16 protein-coding genes and 1 pseudogene are annotated in these 17,388 nt (G+C 68.9%); 14 read left to right on the top strand and 3 right to left on the bottom strand.

Annotation, left to right across the window (positions count from 1 at the left end):
- Nucleotides 1-15: 15 nt before the first annotated feature.
- From QA861_RS12775 to QA861_RS12735, 9 genes and pseudogenes are all read left to right on the top strand, one after another.
- Entirely contained in the window at nucleotides 16-813 is a 798-nt protein-coding gene (locus QA861_RS12775) for an enhanced serine sensitivity protein SseB (protein WP_334588447.1), read from the top strand.
- A gap of 182 nt (nucleotides 814-995) precedes the next feature.
- A complete protein-coding gene (locus QA861_RS12770) occupies nucleotides 996-1,808 on the top strand; it encodes an enhanced serine sensitivity protein SseB C-terminal domain-containing protein (protein WP_334590533.1) in 813 nt (270 codons plus the stop codon).
- Nucleotides 1,809-2,231: 423 nt separating this feature from the next.
- Entirely contained in the window at nucleotides 2,232-3,230 is a 999-nt protein-coding gene (locus tag QA861_RS12765; protein ID WP_334588446.1) for an ABC transporter permease, read from the top strand.
- A 56-nt stretch (nucleotides 3,231-3,286) separates the two neighbouring features.
- The gene (locus QA861_RS12760) at nucleotides 3,287-5,038 is read left to right on the top strand and encodes an ABC transporter substrate-binding protein (protein ID WP_334588445.1); all 1,752 of its coding nucleotides are present in this window, start codon (nucleotides 3,287-3,289) and stop codon (nucleotides 5,036-5,038) included.
- Nucleotides 5,039-5,109: 71 nt separating this feature from the next.
- A complete protein-coding gene (locus QA861_RS12755; RefSeq protein ID WP_334588444.1) occupies nucleotides 5,110-6,117 on the top strand; it encodes an ABC transporter permease in 1,008 nt (335 codons plus the stop codon).
- Nucleotides 6,114-7,205, top strand: coding sequence for an ABC transporter ATP-binding protein (locus QA861_RS12750; RefSeq protein ID WP_334588443.1), 1,092 nt, complete (start codon nucleotides 6,114-6,116; stop codon nucleotides 7,203-7,205). Before QA861_RS12755 ends, QA861_RS12750 begins: the two co-directional genes overlap by 4 nt.
- Complete coding sequence (locus QA861_RS12745; RefSeq protein ID WP_334588442.1) at nucleotides 7,202-8,398, top strand: ABC transporter ATP-binding protein; 1,197 nt, start codon at nucleotides 7,202-7,204, stop codon at nucleotides 8,396-8,398. The genes QA861_RS12750 and QA861_RS12745 overlap by 4 nt, the downstream gene beginning before the upstream one ends.
- A 103-nt stretch (nucleotides 8,399-8,501) precedes the next feature.
- The gene (locus QA861_RS12740; protein ID WP_334588441.1) at nucleotides 8,502-9,893 is read left to right on the top strand and encodes a M1 family metallopeptidase; all 1,392 of its coding nucleotides are present in this window, start codon (nucleotides 8,502-8,504) and stop codon (nucleotides 9,891-9,893) included.
- Between the two features lie 48 nt (nucleotides 9,894-9,941).
- Nucleotides 9,942-10,328, top strand: a pseudogene (locus QA861_RS12735) (trimeric intracellular cation channel family protein); the annotation flags it as partial.
- Here the strand turns inward: QA861_RS12735 and QA861_RS12730 are convergent.
- Nucleotides 10,225-11,490 carry an alpha/beta hydrolase gene (locus QA861_RS12730; protein WP_334588440.1) on the bottom strand — a complete coding sequence of 422 codons (1,266 nt, stop codon included), beginning with the start codon at nucleotides 11,488-11,490 and terminating at the stop codon, nucleotides 10,225-10,227. The pseudogene QA861_RS12735 and the gene QA861_RS12730 sit on opposite strands and share 104 nt — an antisense overlap.
- A gap of 144 nt (nucleotides 11,491-11,634) precedes the next feature.
- On the opposite strand from QA861_RS12730, the gene QA861_RS12725 reads away from it, so the two are divergent.
- Complete coding sequence (locus QA861_RS12725) at nucleotides 11,635-12,495, top strand: thioesterase family protein (RefSeq protein WP_334588439.1); 861 nt, start codon at nucleotides 11,635-11,637, stop codon at nucleotides 12,493-12,495.
- 200 nt (nucleotides 12,496-12,695) lie between these two features.
- Nucleotides 12,696-13,058, top strand: a complete 363-nt coding sequence (locus QA861_RS12720) for a hypothetical protein (protein ID WP_334588438.1) — start codon at nucleotides 12,696-12,698, stop codon at nucleotides 13,056-13,058.
- Nucleotides 13,059-13,169: 111 nt separating this feature from the next.
- On the opposite strand, the gene QA861_RS12715 is transcribed toward QA861_RS12720, so the two are convergent.
- A complete protein-coding gene (locus QA861_RS12715) occupies nucleotides 13,170-13,796 on the bottom strand; it encodes a TetR family transcriptional regulator (protein ID WP_334588437.1) in 627 nt (208 codons plus the stop codon).
- A 121-nt stretch (nucleotides 13,797-13,917) separates the two neighbouring features.
- Here QA861_RS12715 and QA861_RS12710 point away from each other — a divergent pair, with 121 nt between their 5' ends.
- From QA861_RS12710 to QA861_RS12700, 3 genes are read left to right on the top strand one after another with little or no spacing between them, the layout of a single operon-like run.
- Nucleotides 13,918-14,070 (top strand): hypothetical protein, encoded by a 153-nt coding sequence (locus tag QA861_RS12710; protein ID WP_006375553.1) that lies wholly within the window; start codon nucleotides 13,918-13,920, stop codon nucleotides 14,068-14,070.
- Nucleotides 14,071-14,075: 5 nt separating this feature from the next.
- The gene (locus QA861_RS12705; protein WP_334588436.1) at nucleotides 14,076-14,351 is read left to right on the top strand and encodes a DUF4190 domain-containing protein; all 276 of its coding nucleotides are present in this window, start codon (nucleotides 14,076-14,078) and stop codon (nucleotides 14,349-14,351) included.
- A 51-nt stretch (nucleotides 14,352-14,402) separates the two neighbouring features.
- Entirely contained in the window at nucleotides 14,403-15,566 is a 1,164-nt protein-coding gene (locus QA861_RS12700; protein ID WP_334588435.1) for a cysteine desulfurase family protein, read from the top strand.
- 96 nt (nucleotides 15,567-15,662) lie between these two features.
- Here QA861_RS12700 and QA861_RS12695 read toward each other — a convergent pair whose 3' ends face one another.
- Nucleotides 15,663-17,234, bottom strand: a complete 1,572-nt coding sequence (locus QA861_RS12695; protein ID WP_334588434.1) for a multicopper oxidase family protein — start codon at nucleotides 17,232-17,234, stop codon at nucleotides 15,663-15,665.
- Between the last annotated feature and the right edge of the window lie 154 nt (nucleotides 17,235-17,388).

Here is a 17,388-nt window from a genome sequence, read left to right as displayed (position 1 = left end):
GCAGGCGGTAGGCAGATGGACATCCCGGCGGACTTCACCCCGGACTTTCCCGGGGGCTTCCCCCAGGCGCATCCCCATTCGCACGGCGGATGGCCCGGCAACGAGCTGGAGGAGGTGCTCTCGGCCTCTCTCGGCGTCCCCGGCGCGGGCGCCCGCATCGTCGAGGTCCTCGGCCGCAGCTTCGTCTGGGTCCCCCTTCCGTCCGGCGGCGGCCCCTACAGCGGCCCCCTCGACCTGCCCACGATGGACATCGCGGGCCAGGCGTACGTGCCGGTCTTCAGCTCGGAGGAGCAGTTCCGGCAGGTCGTCGGCGGCCATGTGTCGTACACCGTGGCCCCCGCGGTCGAGTTCGCCCGCGGTCTGCCGCCCCAGGTCGGCATCGCCGTGAACCCGGACGGCGTGGTCGGCGCCCCGCTGCCCCCGCAGGCCGTGGCCCAGCTCTGCCGCTCCGGCCGCACCCTCCTCGACGGCGCGGGCGGCGGCCGGGTCCGCCTCTACGAGCCCGACTGGCAGCAGGACCCGGTCGACTTCCTCGCCGCCGCGACAGCGGAGTTCGCCGGCACGGGCGTGGTCCGGACGGCCCGCCGCTGCCTGGCGACGATAGAAACGGCCGCCCCCGTCATGTTCATAGGCGTCGAACTCTCCCCCTGGGACCCGGTGGTCCGCACCATACCCATGGACGCCCTGGCCAGGGCCCTGGGCCACACCCCCTCCCCCTGGCCGGTGAACCTCGTCTTCCTGGACATAGCCCAGGACCCGGTGACGGACTGGCTGCGGGCAAAGGTCCGCCCCTTCTACCAACACGGGGGCTGAGGAGCGCCCCAAAGGGGCGCGAGGAACCGCGCGACCAGCCACAATGGGCCCGCGGCCGCCCGAACACAGCAAGTCTCCAGCTCCTGGGCAGCTCCTGGGCCGCTTCCACAGACCGTGTCTGTCAGCGCCGCTGCTTAAACTGAACTCGCACAACTCGTCAGGGTTACGAAGGGGCGGTAATGGTGAGCGCGTCGGGCACGGCCGCGGCCGGTCAGGTCGAGCACATGCTGCGCCAGGTGACGCCCGGGCGTTACGACGCCTACGAGGCGCTCCTGCGCGCCCTCGCGACCCCGTCCTCCGGCCAGATCTGGATGCTGCTCTGGCACGGACAGGCCGGTTCCCCCGACGCGCAGTACGGAAACATGCAGGTCGACGGGTACGGCTACGCGCCCTGTGTGACCTCCGCCCAGGAACTGTCGGTCAGTGGCTGGAACAGGTCGTACGAGGTGGTCGACGGCCTCGACGTGGCCCGCACCCTGTACCCGGACCAGTACGGCATCTGGCTCAACCCGCACTCCCCGGGCGGCGGCGTCGGTATCCCCTGGCTCGATCTGCGCCGTATCGCCGCGGGCCTGGAGCGCCAGCCCGCCGGACCCCTGCGACTGGCCGAGCCGGGTATCGAGATCCCGCAGTTCTACGCCCTCCTCTCACAGAACGCCCACCGCACCCCGGCGGTCCGCTCGCTGCGCCGAGCCTGGGTGCAGCCGGCGCTCGGTGCGCCGTATCTGGCCATCGGACTGGATGTGTACGACACCTCGCCGCCGGCCGTGGACTCGGTGCGCGCGATGATGCAGCAGTCGATAGGGGCGGTCCCCGACGGGCTGCCGGTGTCGACGGTCGCGATGTCGGACGAGCAGGACCCGGTCGTGATGTGGCTGCGCGCGAACGCCCGGCCGTTCTACGACCGGGAGGCCCACGCGATCGCCGCCCCGCCCCAGGCTCCGCAGGCTCCGGCGGCGGGATACGGGTATCCGCCCGCGCGGGGTCGTTACTGAGCCGACCGTCACACGTACGGCCGAATTCGCGCGCCACTGTCTTCGCGCGTAGATCGCGGAGAATGGTCGCGATAGTATGCGATTGTCCCTTCTATCCCAACTGCCCCGCGTCCGGGGGGCGTTACCCACTGTTCGGATAACGGAATCCACAGGACAGCATCACGTTTACGCATACTTTCGCCGACAGACCTTTCACGTGATCGCCGAATCACTGAAGACTCGCCTGTCAGACGATGGGGTCATCGATCCTGCGGTCGGGCGGAGCATGGCTTAGTCGACTAATCAGCACGGATCGTCAGCAGGAACGAACAGTCGGGTCACCGGGCCGCACCATCTGCGGCCCGTCCCGGCAGGCAAGTGAATCAAGCCGCAGACAGCGGCAGGCGTAGGCCGGTCACCACCGGCGAGAGGGGTCGGGTCACTGTGACCGCACCGATCGAGACCACCGCAGCGGAAGCCGAGGCACAGCCGGAGGTTGTGCTCGCGGGTGCCGGTAAGGGGCAGATCGAGGGCCGTTCCCTGGGTCAGATCGCCTGGGCGCGGTTCAAGAGGGACAAGGTGGCCATCGCCGGCGGCGTCATCGTCATCCTGCTGATCCTGACCGCGCTCCTCTCCCGGCCCATCCAGGCGATGTTCGGCCTCGACCCCAACCACTTCAACCAGGACCTGATCGACCCCAACACCTCCCTCCCCAAGGGCGGCTTCGGCGGCATGAGCTGGGACCACCCGCTCGGTGTCGAACCGAAGTTCGGGCGCGACATCGCCACCCGCATCCTTGAGGGCTCCTGGGTCTCACTGGTCGTCGCGTTCGGCGCCACGGTCCTGTCCAACGTGATCGGCACGATCCTCGGTGTGGTCGCCGGCTACTACGGCGGGCGCGTCGACACGATCATCAGCCGCCTGATGGACACGTTCCTGGCCTTCCCCCTTCTGCTCTTCGCCATCGCCATCTCCGCCACGCTGCAGGGCGGCGCGTTCGGCCTGGAAGGGCTCCCGCTCCACATCACCGTGCTGATCTTCGTCATCGGCTTCTTCAACTGGCCCTACCTGGGACGCATCGTCCGAGGCCAGACGCTGGCCCTGCGTGAGCGCGAGTTCGTCGACGCCTCCCGGGGAATGGGCGCCAAGGGGCCGTACATCCTCTTCCGGGAGCTGCTGCCGAACCTGGTCGGCCCGATCATCGTCTACTCGACGCTGCTCATCCCGACCAACATCCTCTTCGAGGCGTCCCTGAGCTTCCTGGGCGTCGGTATCCAGCCCCCGCAGGCTTCCTGGGGCGGCATGCTCAACCAGGCGGTCACCTACTACCAGGTCGACCCGCAGTTCATGATCGTTCCCGGCCTCGCCATCTTCGTGACCGTCCTGGCGTTCAACCTGCTCGGCGACGGTCTCCGAGACGCTCTCGACCCGCGCAGCCGCTGATGCGGTCGCGTCGGGAGTTCAGCAAGTTTCCAACAATGGAGGAGAAGCAGACCATCATGCGAAGGTCAGCGCTGGCCGCGGTTGCGGCGATCGGATCTGCGAGTCTGCTGGTAGCAGGCTGCAGCAAAGCCGATGACAACAATTCGACGGACGGCACCAAGGCGGCTGGGGCCAACGCAGCGACCAAGGACGTCGTCAACGCCTCCACCCAGAAGGGGGGCACGGTCACCTACGAGCTGTCCGACGTCCCGGACTCCTTCGACCCCGGCAACACGTACTACGGGTACATGTACAACCTCAGCCGGCTGTACGCCCGCCCGCTGATGACCTTCAAGCCCGCCGCGGGCGAGAAGGGCAACGAGCTGGTCCCGGACCTCGCCGCGAGCGCGGGCGTGCCCAGCGACGGCGGCAAGACCTGGACCTACAAGCTCCGTTCGGGGCTGAAGTACCAGGACGGCACCGCGATCACCTCGAAGGACGTCAAGTACGCCGTCGAGCGCTCCAACTTCGCGCGTGACGTGCTCTCCCTCGGCCCGAACTACTTCCAGCAGTTCCTCGCGGGCGGCGACAAGTACAAGGGTCCGTACAAGGACAAGAGCGCCGAGGGCCTGAAGTCCATCGAGACGCCGGACGACACCACCGTCGTCTTCAAGCTCAACCGTGCCTTCCAGGAGTTCGACTACCTGGTCGCGACGCCGCAGACGGCGCCGGTGCCCCAGTCCAAGGACAAGGGCATCGACTACATCAAGAACATCGTGTCCTCGGGCTCGTACCAGTTCCAGAGCTACGACGAGGGCAAGCAGGCCGTCCTCGTCCGCAACAAGAACTGGGACGCCAGCACCGACCCGCTGCGCAAGCAGTACCCGGACAAGATCGTGGTCAACCTGAAGGTCAACCCGGAGACCATCGACCAGGACGTCCAGGCCGGTACCGCGATCGACCTGGGCGGCACGGGTGTCCAGGCCGCGACCCAGGCCGACGTGATCAACAACGCCGACAAGAAGGCCAGCACCGACAACGCCTACGGTGGCCGTCTCGTCTACCTGGCGATCAACACCAAGCTGAAGCCGTTCGACAACGTCGACTGCCGCAAGGCCGTGCAGTACGCCATCGACAAGGTCTCGGTGCAGACCGCCGAGGGCGGCCCGATCCGCGGTGACATCGCCACGACCGTCCTTCCGCCGGACATTCCCGGCTACGCGAAGGCGGACGTCTACGCCACCGACGGCAACAAGGGTGACGTGACCAAGGCCAAGGCGGCCCTCAAGGCCTGCGGCCAGACCACGATCAACACCAGCATCACCGCGCGCAGCGACCGTCCGCAGGAGATCGACGCGGCCACCGCGATCATCAACTCCCTGAAGGCCGTCGGCATCAACGCCTCGCTGAAGCAGTTCCCCTCGGGCAAGTACTTCACCGACTACGCGGGTGTCCCGAAGTGGGACGCGGACAACAAGGTCGGCCTGATGATGATGCAGTGGGGTGCCGACTGGCCGTCCGGCTACGGCTTCCTGCAGCAGATCCTGAACGGCAAGGCGATCAGCGCGTCCGGCAACACCAACCTCTCGCAGCTCGACAACAAGGAAGTCGACACGAAGCTGGAGACGGCGATCGGCACGCAGGACAAGACCGCCCGCGACAGTCTCTACACCGAGATCGACAAGAAGGTGATGGACGAGGCTGCCCTGGTCCCGCTGACCTACTTCAAGGTCCTGCTGTACCGCCCGGCCAACTTCACCAACCTGGTGTCCACGTCGGCCTTCAGCGGTCAGTACGACTACCTCAACATCGGCACCACGAAGAAGTAGCAGCCCCGGAAGGCAGGTGAAGGCATTGGTGCCCGCGGGTTTCGCACCCCGCGGGCACCAGGCCGATCCCCGTGATCTCGTACATCCTCCGTCGGACGTTCGCGGCAGTGATCCTGCTGCTGGTCGTCACCGCGGTGACCTTCGCCATCTTCTTCCTGCTGCCACGGTTCGCCGGCCAGACCGCCGACCAGTTGGCCCAGCAGTACATCGGGAAGAGTCCGTCGGCGGCGGACATCGCCGCGGTCAAGCGCAACCTCGGTCTGGACGACCCCCTTTACCTCCAGTACTGGCACTTCATCAAGGGGATCGTGGCCGGTGCCACGTATGACCTGGGGCCCACCACGGCACACTGCAACGCGCCGTGCTTCGGTTACTCCTTCAAAACCCACGAGGCGGTCTGGCCGCAGCTCACCTCCCGCCTTCCGGTGACGATCTCGCTCGCCGCCGGCGCTGCCGTCATGTGGCTGGTGTCCGGTGTGACGATCGGTGTCGTCTCCGCGCTGAAGCCCGGATCGTTCTTCGACCGGTCCTTCATGGGCGTCGCCCTCGCCGGTGTCTCGCTGCCCATGTTCTTCACGGGTAACCTGGCACTGCTGCTCTTCACCTACCAGTGGCCGATCTTCGGCAGAACCTATGTGCCGTTCACCGAGAACCCGGCACAGTGGGCCAACACCCTGTTCCCGGCGTGGTGTTCGCTCGCCCTTCTCTACTCCGCCATCTACGCGCGGCTCACCCGCTCCGGGATGCTGGAGACGATGAACGAGGACTTCATCCGCACGGCCCGCGCCAAGGGCCTGCGGGAGCGCAAGGTCGTCGTCCGGCACGGTCTGCGGGCCGCGCTCACGCCGATCATCACCGTGTTCGGCATGGACCTGGGCCTGCTGCTCGGCGGCGCGCTGATCACCGAGACGGTGTTCTCGCTGCACGGTGTCGGTGAGTACGCGGTGCAGGGCATCAAGGACAACGACCTGCCCCCGATCCTCGGCGTGACCCTGCTCGCCGCTCTCTTCGTCGTTGTCGCAAATCTTCTGGTGGACCTGCTCTACGCGGCCGCCGACCCGCGGGTGAGGCTCTCGTGACCGAACTGTCCAAGACCGGCGCGGCGGTGGGCGAGCCCTCGCCCGCGAACGCGCCCAGTGCCTTCCTCGACGTCCGCGACCTCAAGGTGCACTTCCCGACCGACGACGGTGTGGTCAAGTCCGTCGACGGACTCAGCTTCCAGCTGGAGAAGGGCAAGACCCTCTCCATCGTGGGTGAGTCCGGCTCCGGCAAGTCCGTCACCTCGCTGGCCGTCATGGGCCTGCACCGGCTCGGCGCCCGCGGCAAGAACGTGCGGATGTCCGGCGAGATCTGGCTCGACGGCAAGGAACTGGTCGGCGCTGACCCGGACGAGGTCCGCAAGCTGCGGGGCCGCGACATGGCGATGATCTTCCAGGATCCGCTGTCCGCGATGCACCCGTACTACAAGATCGGCGACCAGATCGTGGAGGCGTACCGCGTCCACCACGACGTCAGCAAGAAGGTCGCCCGTACCCGGGCGATCGAGATGCTCGACCGGGTCGGCATCCCCGAGCCCGGCAAGCGCGTCGACAGCTACCCGCACGAGTTCTCCGGCGGTATGCGCCAGCGCGCGATGATCGCGATGGCGCTGGTCAACAACCCCGAACTGCTCATCGCGGACGAGCCGACCACCGCCCTCGACGTGACCGTCCAGGCGCAGATCCTCGACCTGATCCGGGATCTGCAGAAGGAGTTCGGCTCCGCGGTCGTCCTGATCACCCACGACCTCGGCGTGGTCGCCGAGATCGCCGACGAGGTCCTGGTGATGTACGGCGGCCGGTGCGTGGAGCGCGGGCCCGTCGACGAGATCTTCGCGCAGCCGCAGCACCCGTACACCTGGGGTCTGCTCGGTTCCATGCCGCGCATCGACCGTGAGACCTCCGAGCGGCTCATCCCCGTCAAGGGACAGCCGCCGAGCCTCATCAACGTCCCCTCGGGCTGCGCCTTCCACCCGCGCTGCCCGTACGCGGACATCCCCAAGGGCGATGTCACCCGTACCGTCCGCCCGGAGCTCCAGCAGGTCGCCGGCGGGCACTACTCCGCCTGCCACCTCTCGCCGGAGGACCGTACGCGGATCTGGACCGAAGAGATTGCGCCGAAGCTGTGAGCGAGACGAAGAAACCCGAGGCAGCGACCGAGGCGGCGGCCTCCTCCGACGAGCGCGAAGTGCTGCTCAAGGTCGAGGGCCTGGTCAAGCACTTCCCCATCAAGAAGGGGATCCTGCAGCGTCAGGTCGCCGCGGTGAAGGCCGTCGACGGCATCTCCTTCGAGGTGCGCAAGGGCGAGACCCTCGGCGTCGTCGGTGAGTCCGGCTGCGGCAAGTCGACCATGGGCCGGGTCGTCACCCGGCTCCAGGATCCGACCGCCGGCTCGATCCACTTCGAGGGCCAGGACATCACGCGGCTGAACGCGGCCGGGATGCGTCCGCTGCGGCGGGACATCCAGATGATCTTCCAGGACCCGTACGGCTCCCTGAACCCCCGTCACACCATCGGCTCGATCGTCTCGGCGCCCTTCCGGCTCCAGGGCGTGGAGCCCGAGGGCGGGGTGAAGAAGGAGGTGCAGCGCCTCCTGGAGCTGGTGGGCCTGAGCCCCGAGCACTTCAACCGCTACCCGCACGAGTTCTCCGGCGGCCAGCGCCAGCGCATCGGCATCGCCCGCGCGCTGGCCCTGAAGCCGAAGCTGGTCGTGGCGGACGAGCCGGTCTCCGCGCTGGACGTGTCGATCCAGGCGCAGGTCGTGAACCTGATGGACGACCTCCAGAAGGAACTCGGCCTGACCTACGTGATCATCGCGCACGACCTTTCCGTCGTACGCCATGTCTCGGACCGGATCGCGGTGATGTACCTCGGCAAGATCGTCGAGCTCGCCGACCGGACCTCCCTGTACCAGGCGCCGATGCACCCGTACACCAAGGCCCTGATGTCGGCGGTGCCGGTTCCCGACCCCAGGCGGCGGGGCGCCAAGAGCGAGCGCATCCTGCTCAAGGGCGATGTGCCGTCGCCGATCGCACCGCCCAGCGGCTGCCGGTTCCACACCCGGTGCTGGAAGGCGACGGAGATCTGCAAGACGACCGAGCCGCCGCTCCTGGAGCTGAAGCCCGGCCAGCAGGTCGCCTGTCACCACCCGGAGAACGCCGAGGACCAGGCCCCGCAGGACATCGAATTGCTGTCGGCCGCCCGGGAAGCGGTGGAACTGGTGACGCCGGCCGCGAAGGCCGGCCCAGGGGCGCGAACAGCCCCCACCGACCCGCAGACGAACGACGAGCCCACGGCCCCTCAGGAGTCAACCGACAAGTAGGGCATGACAAGTTGGCAAAGTCATGCACATGCCCGAACGGGAGAGCGCAGAGTCGTCCGTGTCCGTCTTATCCGACCGGCACACGCTCGAAAAGGGACGACTCATGGCACTCTCCCGTTCGGCACGTTTAGGGGCCGTCGCCACCGCGGCGGCCTCTTTCCTTGTGATCGCCGCCTCCTCGCATCCGACCCCGGGCGCCGACGGCATCGGTGACTCCTACTTCCCGCAGCTCGGCAACGGTGGCTTCGACGCCCGGCACTACGCCCTCGACGTCGCGTACAACCCGGACACCGACCGTCTCGACGGGCTGACGACCATCACCGCCCGCGCCACCCAGAACCTGTCGTCCTTCGATCTGGACCTCCAGCAGTTGGAGGTCACCCGGGTCGAAGTGGACGGCAGACGGGCCCAGTTCACGCGCACGGGCGACGAGATACGCGTCACGCCCCGCGGCTCCCTGTCCAAGGGGCGGGAGTTCAAGGTCGCCGTCACCTACGGCGGCGTGCCCGAAGCGCTGGGCGGGCCCATCGTCTTCGGCTCCAGCTACGGGTGGATGAAGACAGACGACGGTGTCTTCGTCGCCTGCGAACCCAACGCCGCCTCCACCTGGTTCCCGTCCAGCGACCACCCTTCCGACAAGGCCTCCTTCGACATCCGGATCAAGGCGCCGAAGGGGCTGACCGGTGTCTCCAACGGCCGGCTGGTGTCGACGTACGACAAGGGCGGCTCGACCTACACCCATTGGCGCGAGAAGAAGCAGATGGCGACCTACCTCGCCACCGCGACCATCGGGAAGTTCGACGTGAGGACGGGCGTCACGCCCGGCGGGACGCCGATCTACGTGGCCATCGACCCGGTGCTGGCCAACAGCAACAACGTCGACGTGTACGCGGTGACGGCGGAGGCCACCGACTACTGGTCGAAGGTCTTCGGGCCGTACCCGTTCGAGGAGACCGGCGCGATCGTCGACGACATGCCGGAGGCCGGGTTCTCGCTGGAGACGCAGACCAAGCCGGTGTACTCGGCCGTGCGCAACGAGACGACCATCGTGCACGAGCTGGCCCATCAGTGGTTCGGCGACTCCGTGTCGGTGGACCACTGGAAGGACATCTGGCTCAACGAGGGTTTCGCGACCTACTCCCAGTGGCTGTGGGCCGAGTACAAGGGAACCCGCTCGGCGCACGACTCCTTCCTCGCCGGCTACAACTCCCGCCCCGCCGACAACGCCTTCTGGCAGACCGTCGTCGGGGACCCGCAGCGCGACACGATGTTCGCCTCGGCCGTGTACCAGCGTGGCGCGATGACCCTCCAGATGCTCCGCGAACGCATCGGCGACGCCGCCTTCTTCAAGCTCCTGCCCACCTGGACCAGACTCCACCGGTACGGGAACGCGAACACGGACGACTTCGTCCGGCTCGCGGAGAAGATCAGTGGCAAGCAGCTCGACGATCTGTTCCGGACATGGCTGTTCACGACCGGCAAGCCCGCCCTGTAGGCCCGTTCCGTGAGCTGCCCGGCCCCCTGGGACGGCCGCGGTCACATTACGGGGGTGAACGTGTTCGACGCGGCGGGGCTCGGCCTGTTCTGCGTTACGGGCACGGTCAAGGCGTACGACCACGGCCTCGGCCTCACCGCCTCCGCCGCCCTCGGTCTCGCGACCGCCGTGGGCGGCGGAGTGCTGCGTGACGTCCTCGCCAACGAGGTTCCCTCCCTGCTGCGCTGGGACCGTGACCTGTACGCGGTCCCGGCGATCGTCGGCTCCGCGCTGGTGGTCCTCTGCATCCGCTACGAAGTGCTCAACCCGTTCACCAGTGGGCTCGCGGTCGTCACGGCTTTCGTACTGCGGCTGCTCGCGATGCGGTACCACTGGCGAGCGCCGCGCGCGTGGCACCGCCGGTCGACGGCCCATGACGAGGAGTCCGCGCGGTAGAGCCGGTGGTGCCGGCCCGGCCGCCGCCCGCCTTCTGGCCGCCCGCGTCGAACTGCTGGGTCAGCCAGCGGAACACCGTGGTGATCTGGGGCCGCCACAGCGCCATGTTGTGGCCGCCGGCGCTGCGCGGCAGAAACACCACGTCCACCGCCGTCGGCGGATTCGCCACCTTCTGCAGAGCCCTGCCCGCCTCGTAGCCGTCGCCGGCCTCGCCGGAGACGTAGAGCGCGATCGCGGGCGGGACCCGGTCGTGCTTGAGGATCAGGTACGGGTTGTTCGCGGCCCTCAGTTGTGGGGTCTCGGCGGCCAGCGAGAGGGGTTCCCCGGCCGGGTCGTTGTAGCCGGACATGGACACCGCGGCCCGGTAGCGGTCGGGGTGCGCGACGGCGAGCTTCGCCGCGCAGTGCGCTCCGGCCGAGTACCCGGCGACGGCCCAGCCGCCCGGCCCGCTCTCGGCGCGGAAGTTGTCCGTGACCATCTTCGGTACGTCGACACTGAGCCAGGTGTCCGCGTTGACCCGGCCCGCGATGTTGGCGCAGCCCGTGTCCGCGTCGGCGATGAGCGTCGTACGCGGCGACACCAGGATGAAGGGCGTGATCTGGCCGCTCTTCATCAGCGGCAGCAGCTGCTCGGGCGCGTGCAGCGAACCGAACCAGGACTTCGCCGAGCCCGGGTAGCCGGGCAGCAGCTCGACGACCGGGAACCGGCGGTGCTGGTAGGCGGCCTCGTGGTACTGCGGGGGCAGCCAGACGTAGACCTCGGCGTCGACGCCCGAGACCTGGCCCTTGAGGTCGGTGACGTCGACGCCGCCGGCCGCGTGCATGCCCGGCCCGCTGGCCTCGCGGAACGTCTGCCTCACCTTCGGCAGCTTGCGCAGCGAGATACCGCCGGTGCCGTCGGGGCCGAGGTCGGCGGCGGCCTGAACGTGGTCGCCCGTGCCGAGGAGGTCGCCCCAGTTGTCGTACAGGTTGTTGGAGTTGTTCACCAGCAGGAAGACCAGGGTGACCGCCGTGCCCTGGGCGAACAGCACCATCAGCAGCCGGGCGGCGCCCCGCACGAGGGCGGGCCCGCGCACCCGGGACCAGAGGGCGAGGGGCAGCAGTACGGCGAGGGCGGCGAGCGCGATCGTCGTGAGGAGGAACGGCGTACCGGTGAGGCTCATGTCTGTGATGAGGACGATCGGGGCCGACAGGTCACGGCTGCGGAGAAACCCTTACCCAAGACAATCCGGGCACTTACCAAGTGTGCGATTCTGACCAACAGCACAAAGCTACTGCTTAGTATTGTTCTGCTGTATCGTTCACCCATGCCAGAAGCAGCTTCCGCCCAGTCCGTGCGGGCCACCATCGGTGACAGCGAGTTCGACCGGGACACCGCCGTCACCCGGCGCGCGCCCGGTGTCTACGACACCGAACTCTCGGCCGGCTGGACCGTCATCAACGCCGTCAACGGCGGCTATCTGCTGGCGGTGCTGGGCCGCGCCCTCGCGGACGCCCTTCCGCACAGTGACCCCTTCAGTGTCTCCGCGCACTACCTCACCGCGTCCCGCCCGGGCCCGGCCGTCGTCCGCACGGAGGTCGTCCGCGCCGGACGCTCGCTGTCGACCGGCACGGCCTCGCTCTTCCAGTACGACGACGAGGGTCAGGAGGTCGAACGCATCCGTGTCCTCGCCTCCTACGGCGACCTCGGTGCCCTGCCCGACGACGTCCGGACGACCGCCACGCCGCCCGCGATGCCGCCCATGGACCAGTGCTTCGGTCCCCAGGACGCACCCGCCCCGGTCCCCGGCGGCTCCGCCATCGCCGACCGGCTGATGCTGAAGCTCGACCCGGCCACGCTCGGCTGGGCGCTCGGCGCGCCTTCCGGCAAGGGGGAGATGCGGTCCTGGTTCGGGCTCGCCGACGGCCGCGAGACCGACCCGCTCGCGCTGCTCCTCGCCGTCGACGCGCTGCCGCCGACCGCGTTCGAGATCGGCCTCTCCGGCTGGGTCCCGACGGTCGAACTCACCGTGCACGTGCGCTGCCGTCCCGCGCCGGGCCCGCTGCGGGTCTCGATAACGACCCGAAACCTGGCCGGCGGCTTTCTGGAGGAGGACGCCGAGGTCTGGGACAGCGCGGACCGACTCGTCGCCCAGTCGCGGCAGTTGGCGAGCGTACGGCTCGGATAGGGGCCGCACGGCGACTTCTGTCACGGACCTGTACCAGTGGGTAGTTCGCTGTACGGCGAGAAAGACCAGGTCTGGCGCGTCTCTATAGGCGTGCTTTACCTGACGCACAGGCAGAGAACAGGGCGGCCTCAAGGAAGCACCAGGTGTCGTTGATTCGATGCCCGCCTCGAAACTCCCTCATCTTTCCTGGAGTTGTTCTCATGAAGCGTGTGCGTCTCGTCCCCGCCGTGGCCCTGCTGGCACTGTCCCCGCTGGTGCTCAGCGCGTGTGGTTCGGGTGACTCGTCGACCTCGACCAGCGGCAAGTCCGGTACCTCCGGGCAGAGTTGCCAGCGCCCGTCCGGCGCCCCCTCGGGGGCGCCCAGCGGTGCCCCGTCAGGTGCGCCGACCGGCGGCGCCTCGGGGGCTCCATCGGGCATGCCGACCGGCGCTGCCCCGTCCGGCGCCCCCTCGGGCATGCCGTCCGGCGGCCCCGGTAGTGGCGATGGCCAGGGTGGCGGCGGCTGCGGCGGTGGCCCCGGCGGCGGGCAGGGCCAGGGTCAGCAGGCTCAGCAGCAGGGCTGACGGCGGCGGGGCCGGAGGCCTCGCTGGTACGGCATGGGCGGCGCGCCCGACGGACGGGCGCGCCGCCCACGTGCGTATCCGGGGCCGACGTTCCCCGTGGGCCGGGCCGGGTCAGGCCAGCCAGTGGTGGCGGCCGATGGCGATCAGGCGCATCCGGCGGGTCGCCAGGTGGGCCACCTGCTCGCGCCGCGCCACCGGGGCGTCCAGCGTCTCCAGGAACTGGGAGGCCGTCATCAGCATCTGGTCGACGTACAGGCCCGCGAGCATCAGCAGGTCCTCCTCGGTCCAGCCCGCCGACTCGGGCTGCTCGGCGAGCGCGTCCCGCACCTCCTCGGCGAACCGGGCCAGTTGGTCCCGGATGGCCTCGCGGACCGGCTGGACCCCGCCGTGCCGCTCGCGCGCGATGAAGCGGACGTGGGCGGGCTGCGCCCGCACGTGGCCGGAGATCAGGTCGACCGCGCGGACTATCCGGTCCTCGCTGTCGCCGGATCCCGACACCGTCGTACCGATCATCGGGTGGAGGCTGCCGAGCGCCTCCTCGACGAGGGCGACACCGAGGTCCGCCGTGGAGCGGAAGTGCCGGTAGAAGGCGGTCGGGGCGACGCCGACCGCGCGGGTGACCTCACGCAGACCGAGGCTGCTCAGGCTCTGGTCCTCCAGCAGGCCGAGCGCCGCGTCCAGAAGCGACTGCCGGGTCTTCTGCTTCTGGGCCTGCCGGACGCCGAGAGTGTGACTCATGCCATGCAGTTAACAACTGTTCTCTGTAATTGAAAAGCCGGGAGACGCGCTAGACTCCTGAGTCAGTGAACAAGTGTTACCACAAGCGTTCACTGAACTGTGACGAAAGGAGACTCCTCCCATGTTCTTCCTCGTAGCCGTCCTTCTGCTGCTGGGCATGGTGATGGGCACCGTCGCTCATCTCCCGGTCTCGTTCAGCGTCCTGGCCGCGGCCGGCATCGCCGCCTGGCTCGGCATCTTCGCGCTCCGTGAGCGCCTCGCCCGTCGGAGCTGATCATCATGCAACTCACCGCATCGGCCACCGGCCGTACCGAGCGCAACGCCCGGCGTGACGCCGACGGCATGGCCGTCGCGTCCTTCCTCCTGGGTCTGCCGGGCCTCCTGGTCCTCAACATCTTCCTCGGCCCCGTCGCCATCACGCTGGCCGTCGTCGCCCTCTGGCGTGGCACCGCCCGACGCGGCCGGGCCCTGCTGGGCCTGGGCCTCGGCGTGGCCGACCTGGTGGTCCTGGTGACCCTCATGCAACTGGACCACACCGTGTCCTGGAGCTTCTGACGCCGACCTCCCCCCGATCCCGTCATCGGGGCGCCGTAGAATCACGGCACCATGGCATACCTCGACCACGCCGCGACCACACCGATGCTTCCGGAGGCGGTCGAGGCTATGACCGCGCAGCTGGGCGTCACCGGTAACGCCTCCTCACTCCACGCGGCCGGCCGCAGGGCCAGGCGTACGGTCGAGGAGGCCCGCGAGACACTCGCCGAGTCGCTCGGCGCCCGCCCCAGCGAGGTCGTGTTCACCGCCGGCGGCACCGAGGCCGACAACCTCGCCGTCAAGGGGCTCTACTGGGCCCGGCGGGATGCCGATCCGGCCCGCGTCCGCGTCCTGGCCAGCCCCGTCGAGCACCACGCGGTCCTCGACGCCGTGCACTGGCTCGGCGAACACGAGGGCGCCGTCGTCGAGTACCTCCCGGTCGACGCCTACGGCCGGGTGCACCCCGACGCCCTGCGCGAGGCCATCGCCCGCGACCCCGACAGCGTGGCCCTGGCGACCGTGATGTGGGCCAACAACGAGATCGGCACGATCATGCCGGTCCGTGAACTCGCCGACGTGGCAAGCGAGTTCGGCGTTCCCCTGCACGCCGACGCGGTGCAGGCCTACGGCCAGGTGCCCGTCTCCTTCGCCGACTCCGGGCTCGCCGCGATGACCGTCTCCGGCCACAAGATCGGCGGCCCGTACGGCATCGGCGCGCTGCTCCTGGGCCGCGAGTACAGCCCCGTACCCGTGCTGCACGGCGGCGGTCAGGAGCGGCACGTGCGCTCCGGCACCCTCGATGTGCCGGCCGTCGCCTCCTTCGCGGTGGCCGGGCGGCTCGCCGCCGAACAACAGGCCTGGTTCGCCCGGGAGATCGGCGCCCTGCGCGACGCCCTGGTCACGGCCGTCCGTACGGCGGTTCCGGACGCGATCCTGGGCGGTGACCCGGTGGACCGGCTCCCGGCCAACGCCCACTTCACCTTCCCCGGCTGCGAGGGCGACTCCCTGCTCCTGCTGCTCGACGCCCAGGGCATCGAGTGCTCCACCGGTTCCGCCTGCACCGCCGGGGTGGCCCAGCCCAGCCATGTCCTCCTCGCCGTCGGCACCGATCCGGACCTGGCCCGGGGCACCCTCCGCTTCTCCCTCGGCCACACCTCCACGGAGGCGGACGTCGAGGCGGTCGCCAAGGTCATCGCCCCGGTGGTGGAACGGGCCCGCGCGGCGGGACTGGCGTAGGGCCCGCGTCGCCCGCGTCCGGGAACCAGGGGCCGGAGGGGGAGGGGCGACGATTCCGGCCGCGACGGCCACGGGCGAGGCCACCGGACCGAGCGGCTAGCTCTCCGTGACCATCAGGGACGCCATCATGCCCTCGTCCTCGTGCTGCAGGAGATGGCAGTGGAGCATGTACATGTAGGTGTCGTCGGCGAAGTCGGTGAACTCCATGGCTATCTTGATCGAGCCGCCGCCGACCACCTCGAACGTGTCGTACCAGCCGAGTTGAACCCCTGTGGGGGCCGCTCCGTTGACCGCGATGAGCTGGTAGGGCACGTCGTGCAGGTGGAAGGAGTGTTCCAGCTGGGACGCGTTGGTTATCGTCCAGATCTCCTTGGCGCCCAGCGTGGTGCTGATCATGGCCATGCTTGCCATGGTCAGACCGGCCGAACCGTTGATCTTCATCGTCGCGCCCGTGTTGCTGAGCGTGATGGTGCGGGCCGTGAAGTCCGTGGTGTCGTACCGCTCGATGGTGTTGAGGCTGCTCGGCAGGTCGGCCGGGGTGTCGGTGCCGCCCGCGGCGACGGTGAGGAAGTCGTAGGTGCCGGAGCCGCCGCGGATCCAGCCGGTCGTGATGACGACCTGGAGCGTGACGTCCTCGGTGACGTCCATGGTGAACTCGGCGCGGGCGCCGGCCACCAGCCGGATGGTGTCCACCTCGGTCGCCGCCGTCAGATAGCCCTGGTCGGTGGCTATCTGGGTCAGCTTGCCGCCGTCGCTGCGCTGCAGGGTGATGATGTCCGACGGCGAGGCGTTGAGCGCCCGGAAGCGGTTGCGGGTCTTGGTGGCGCTGAAGGTGAGTGTGGTGTCGTCCACGTTGGTGCCGTTCACCAGCACCGGGTACTGGAGGCCGGAGGTGAGATAACCGGCCTGGTCGTACTTGATGTCGCCGGCGGCGGACACGGCCAGGCACTGGAAGACGAGCGGGATGTCGTCGACGCCGTAGTCGCTGGGCAGGGCGGCGGAGGCGGTGGAGTCGTCCTCCACGATGATCATTCCGGCCAGTCCGTGTGTGGCCTGCTTGGCCGTGGTGCCCAGGGCGTGCGGGTGGTACCAGAGGGTCTTGGCCTCGTCCATGACGGTGAAGGCCGGGGCCCAGGTGCCCCCGGCGGCGAAGGCGTTCTGCGGGCCGCCGTCCATGGTGGGCGGGACGTGCGCGCCGTGGAAGTGGACGGTGGTTTCCTCGGTGAGGCTGTTGGTGATGTTCAGCAGGACCTTGTCGCCGTTGGTCCACTTCATGGTCGGGCCGAGGAACGACTGGTTGTAGCCGGCGGTGGTGCTGGTGACACCGCTGATCACCTCGCTGGTGCCGCTCTTGGCCTCCAGGGTGAAGGTGGTGGTGCCGTCGGTGGTGGTGCCCTCCAGGAGGTTCGGGACAGGCAGCGTGGCCGTGTTCGTCGCCGCGCTGGCCTTGCGGCCCGCGTCGGTCAGCAGCCCGAAGGTCGCACCGGCCGCTGCCACGGCGCCCAGGCCGACACCGGCCATCCCGCCGAGGAACTTCCGCCGGTGCATGCCCTTGCCGCCCCGGCTCCTGGCCCGCTGGTCACTGCCGTCCCGCTCGCCCGCCTCGTGGTCGCCGTCGAGCTGCGGGGCCGCGCCGGGGACGGCGTCTGTGTTGGGGTTCATGGTCATGGCTGTGGATCTTTGGGCTAAGCCCTATGTAAAGGCTGGGGCGAAAATAGGAGCGAACCCAGGAGGCTGTGAGGCGGCCGTGCGTGCCAACTCCCCTACGAGAGGCCGATGTTGGGGATCCGCAGGTCATCTTCGGCGGGTGGGACACATCGGG

Source organism: Streptomyces sp. B21-083 (assembly GCF_036898825.1).
Taxonomy (GTDB): Bacteria; Actinomycetota; Actinomycetes; order Streptomycetales; family Streptomycetaceae; genus Streptomyces.
Note: the sequence above shows the minus strand (reverse complement) of the source record. Positions and strands in the feature narration are given on the sequence as shown.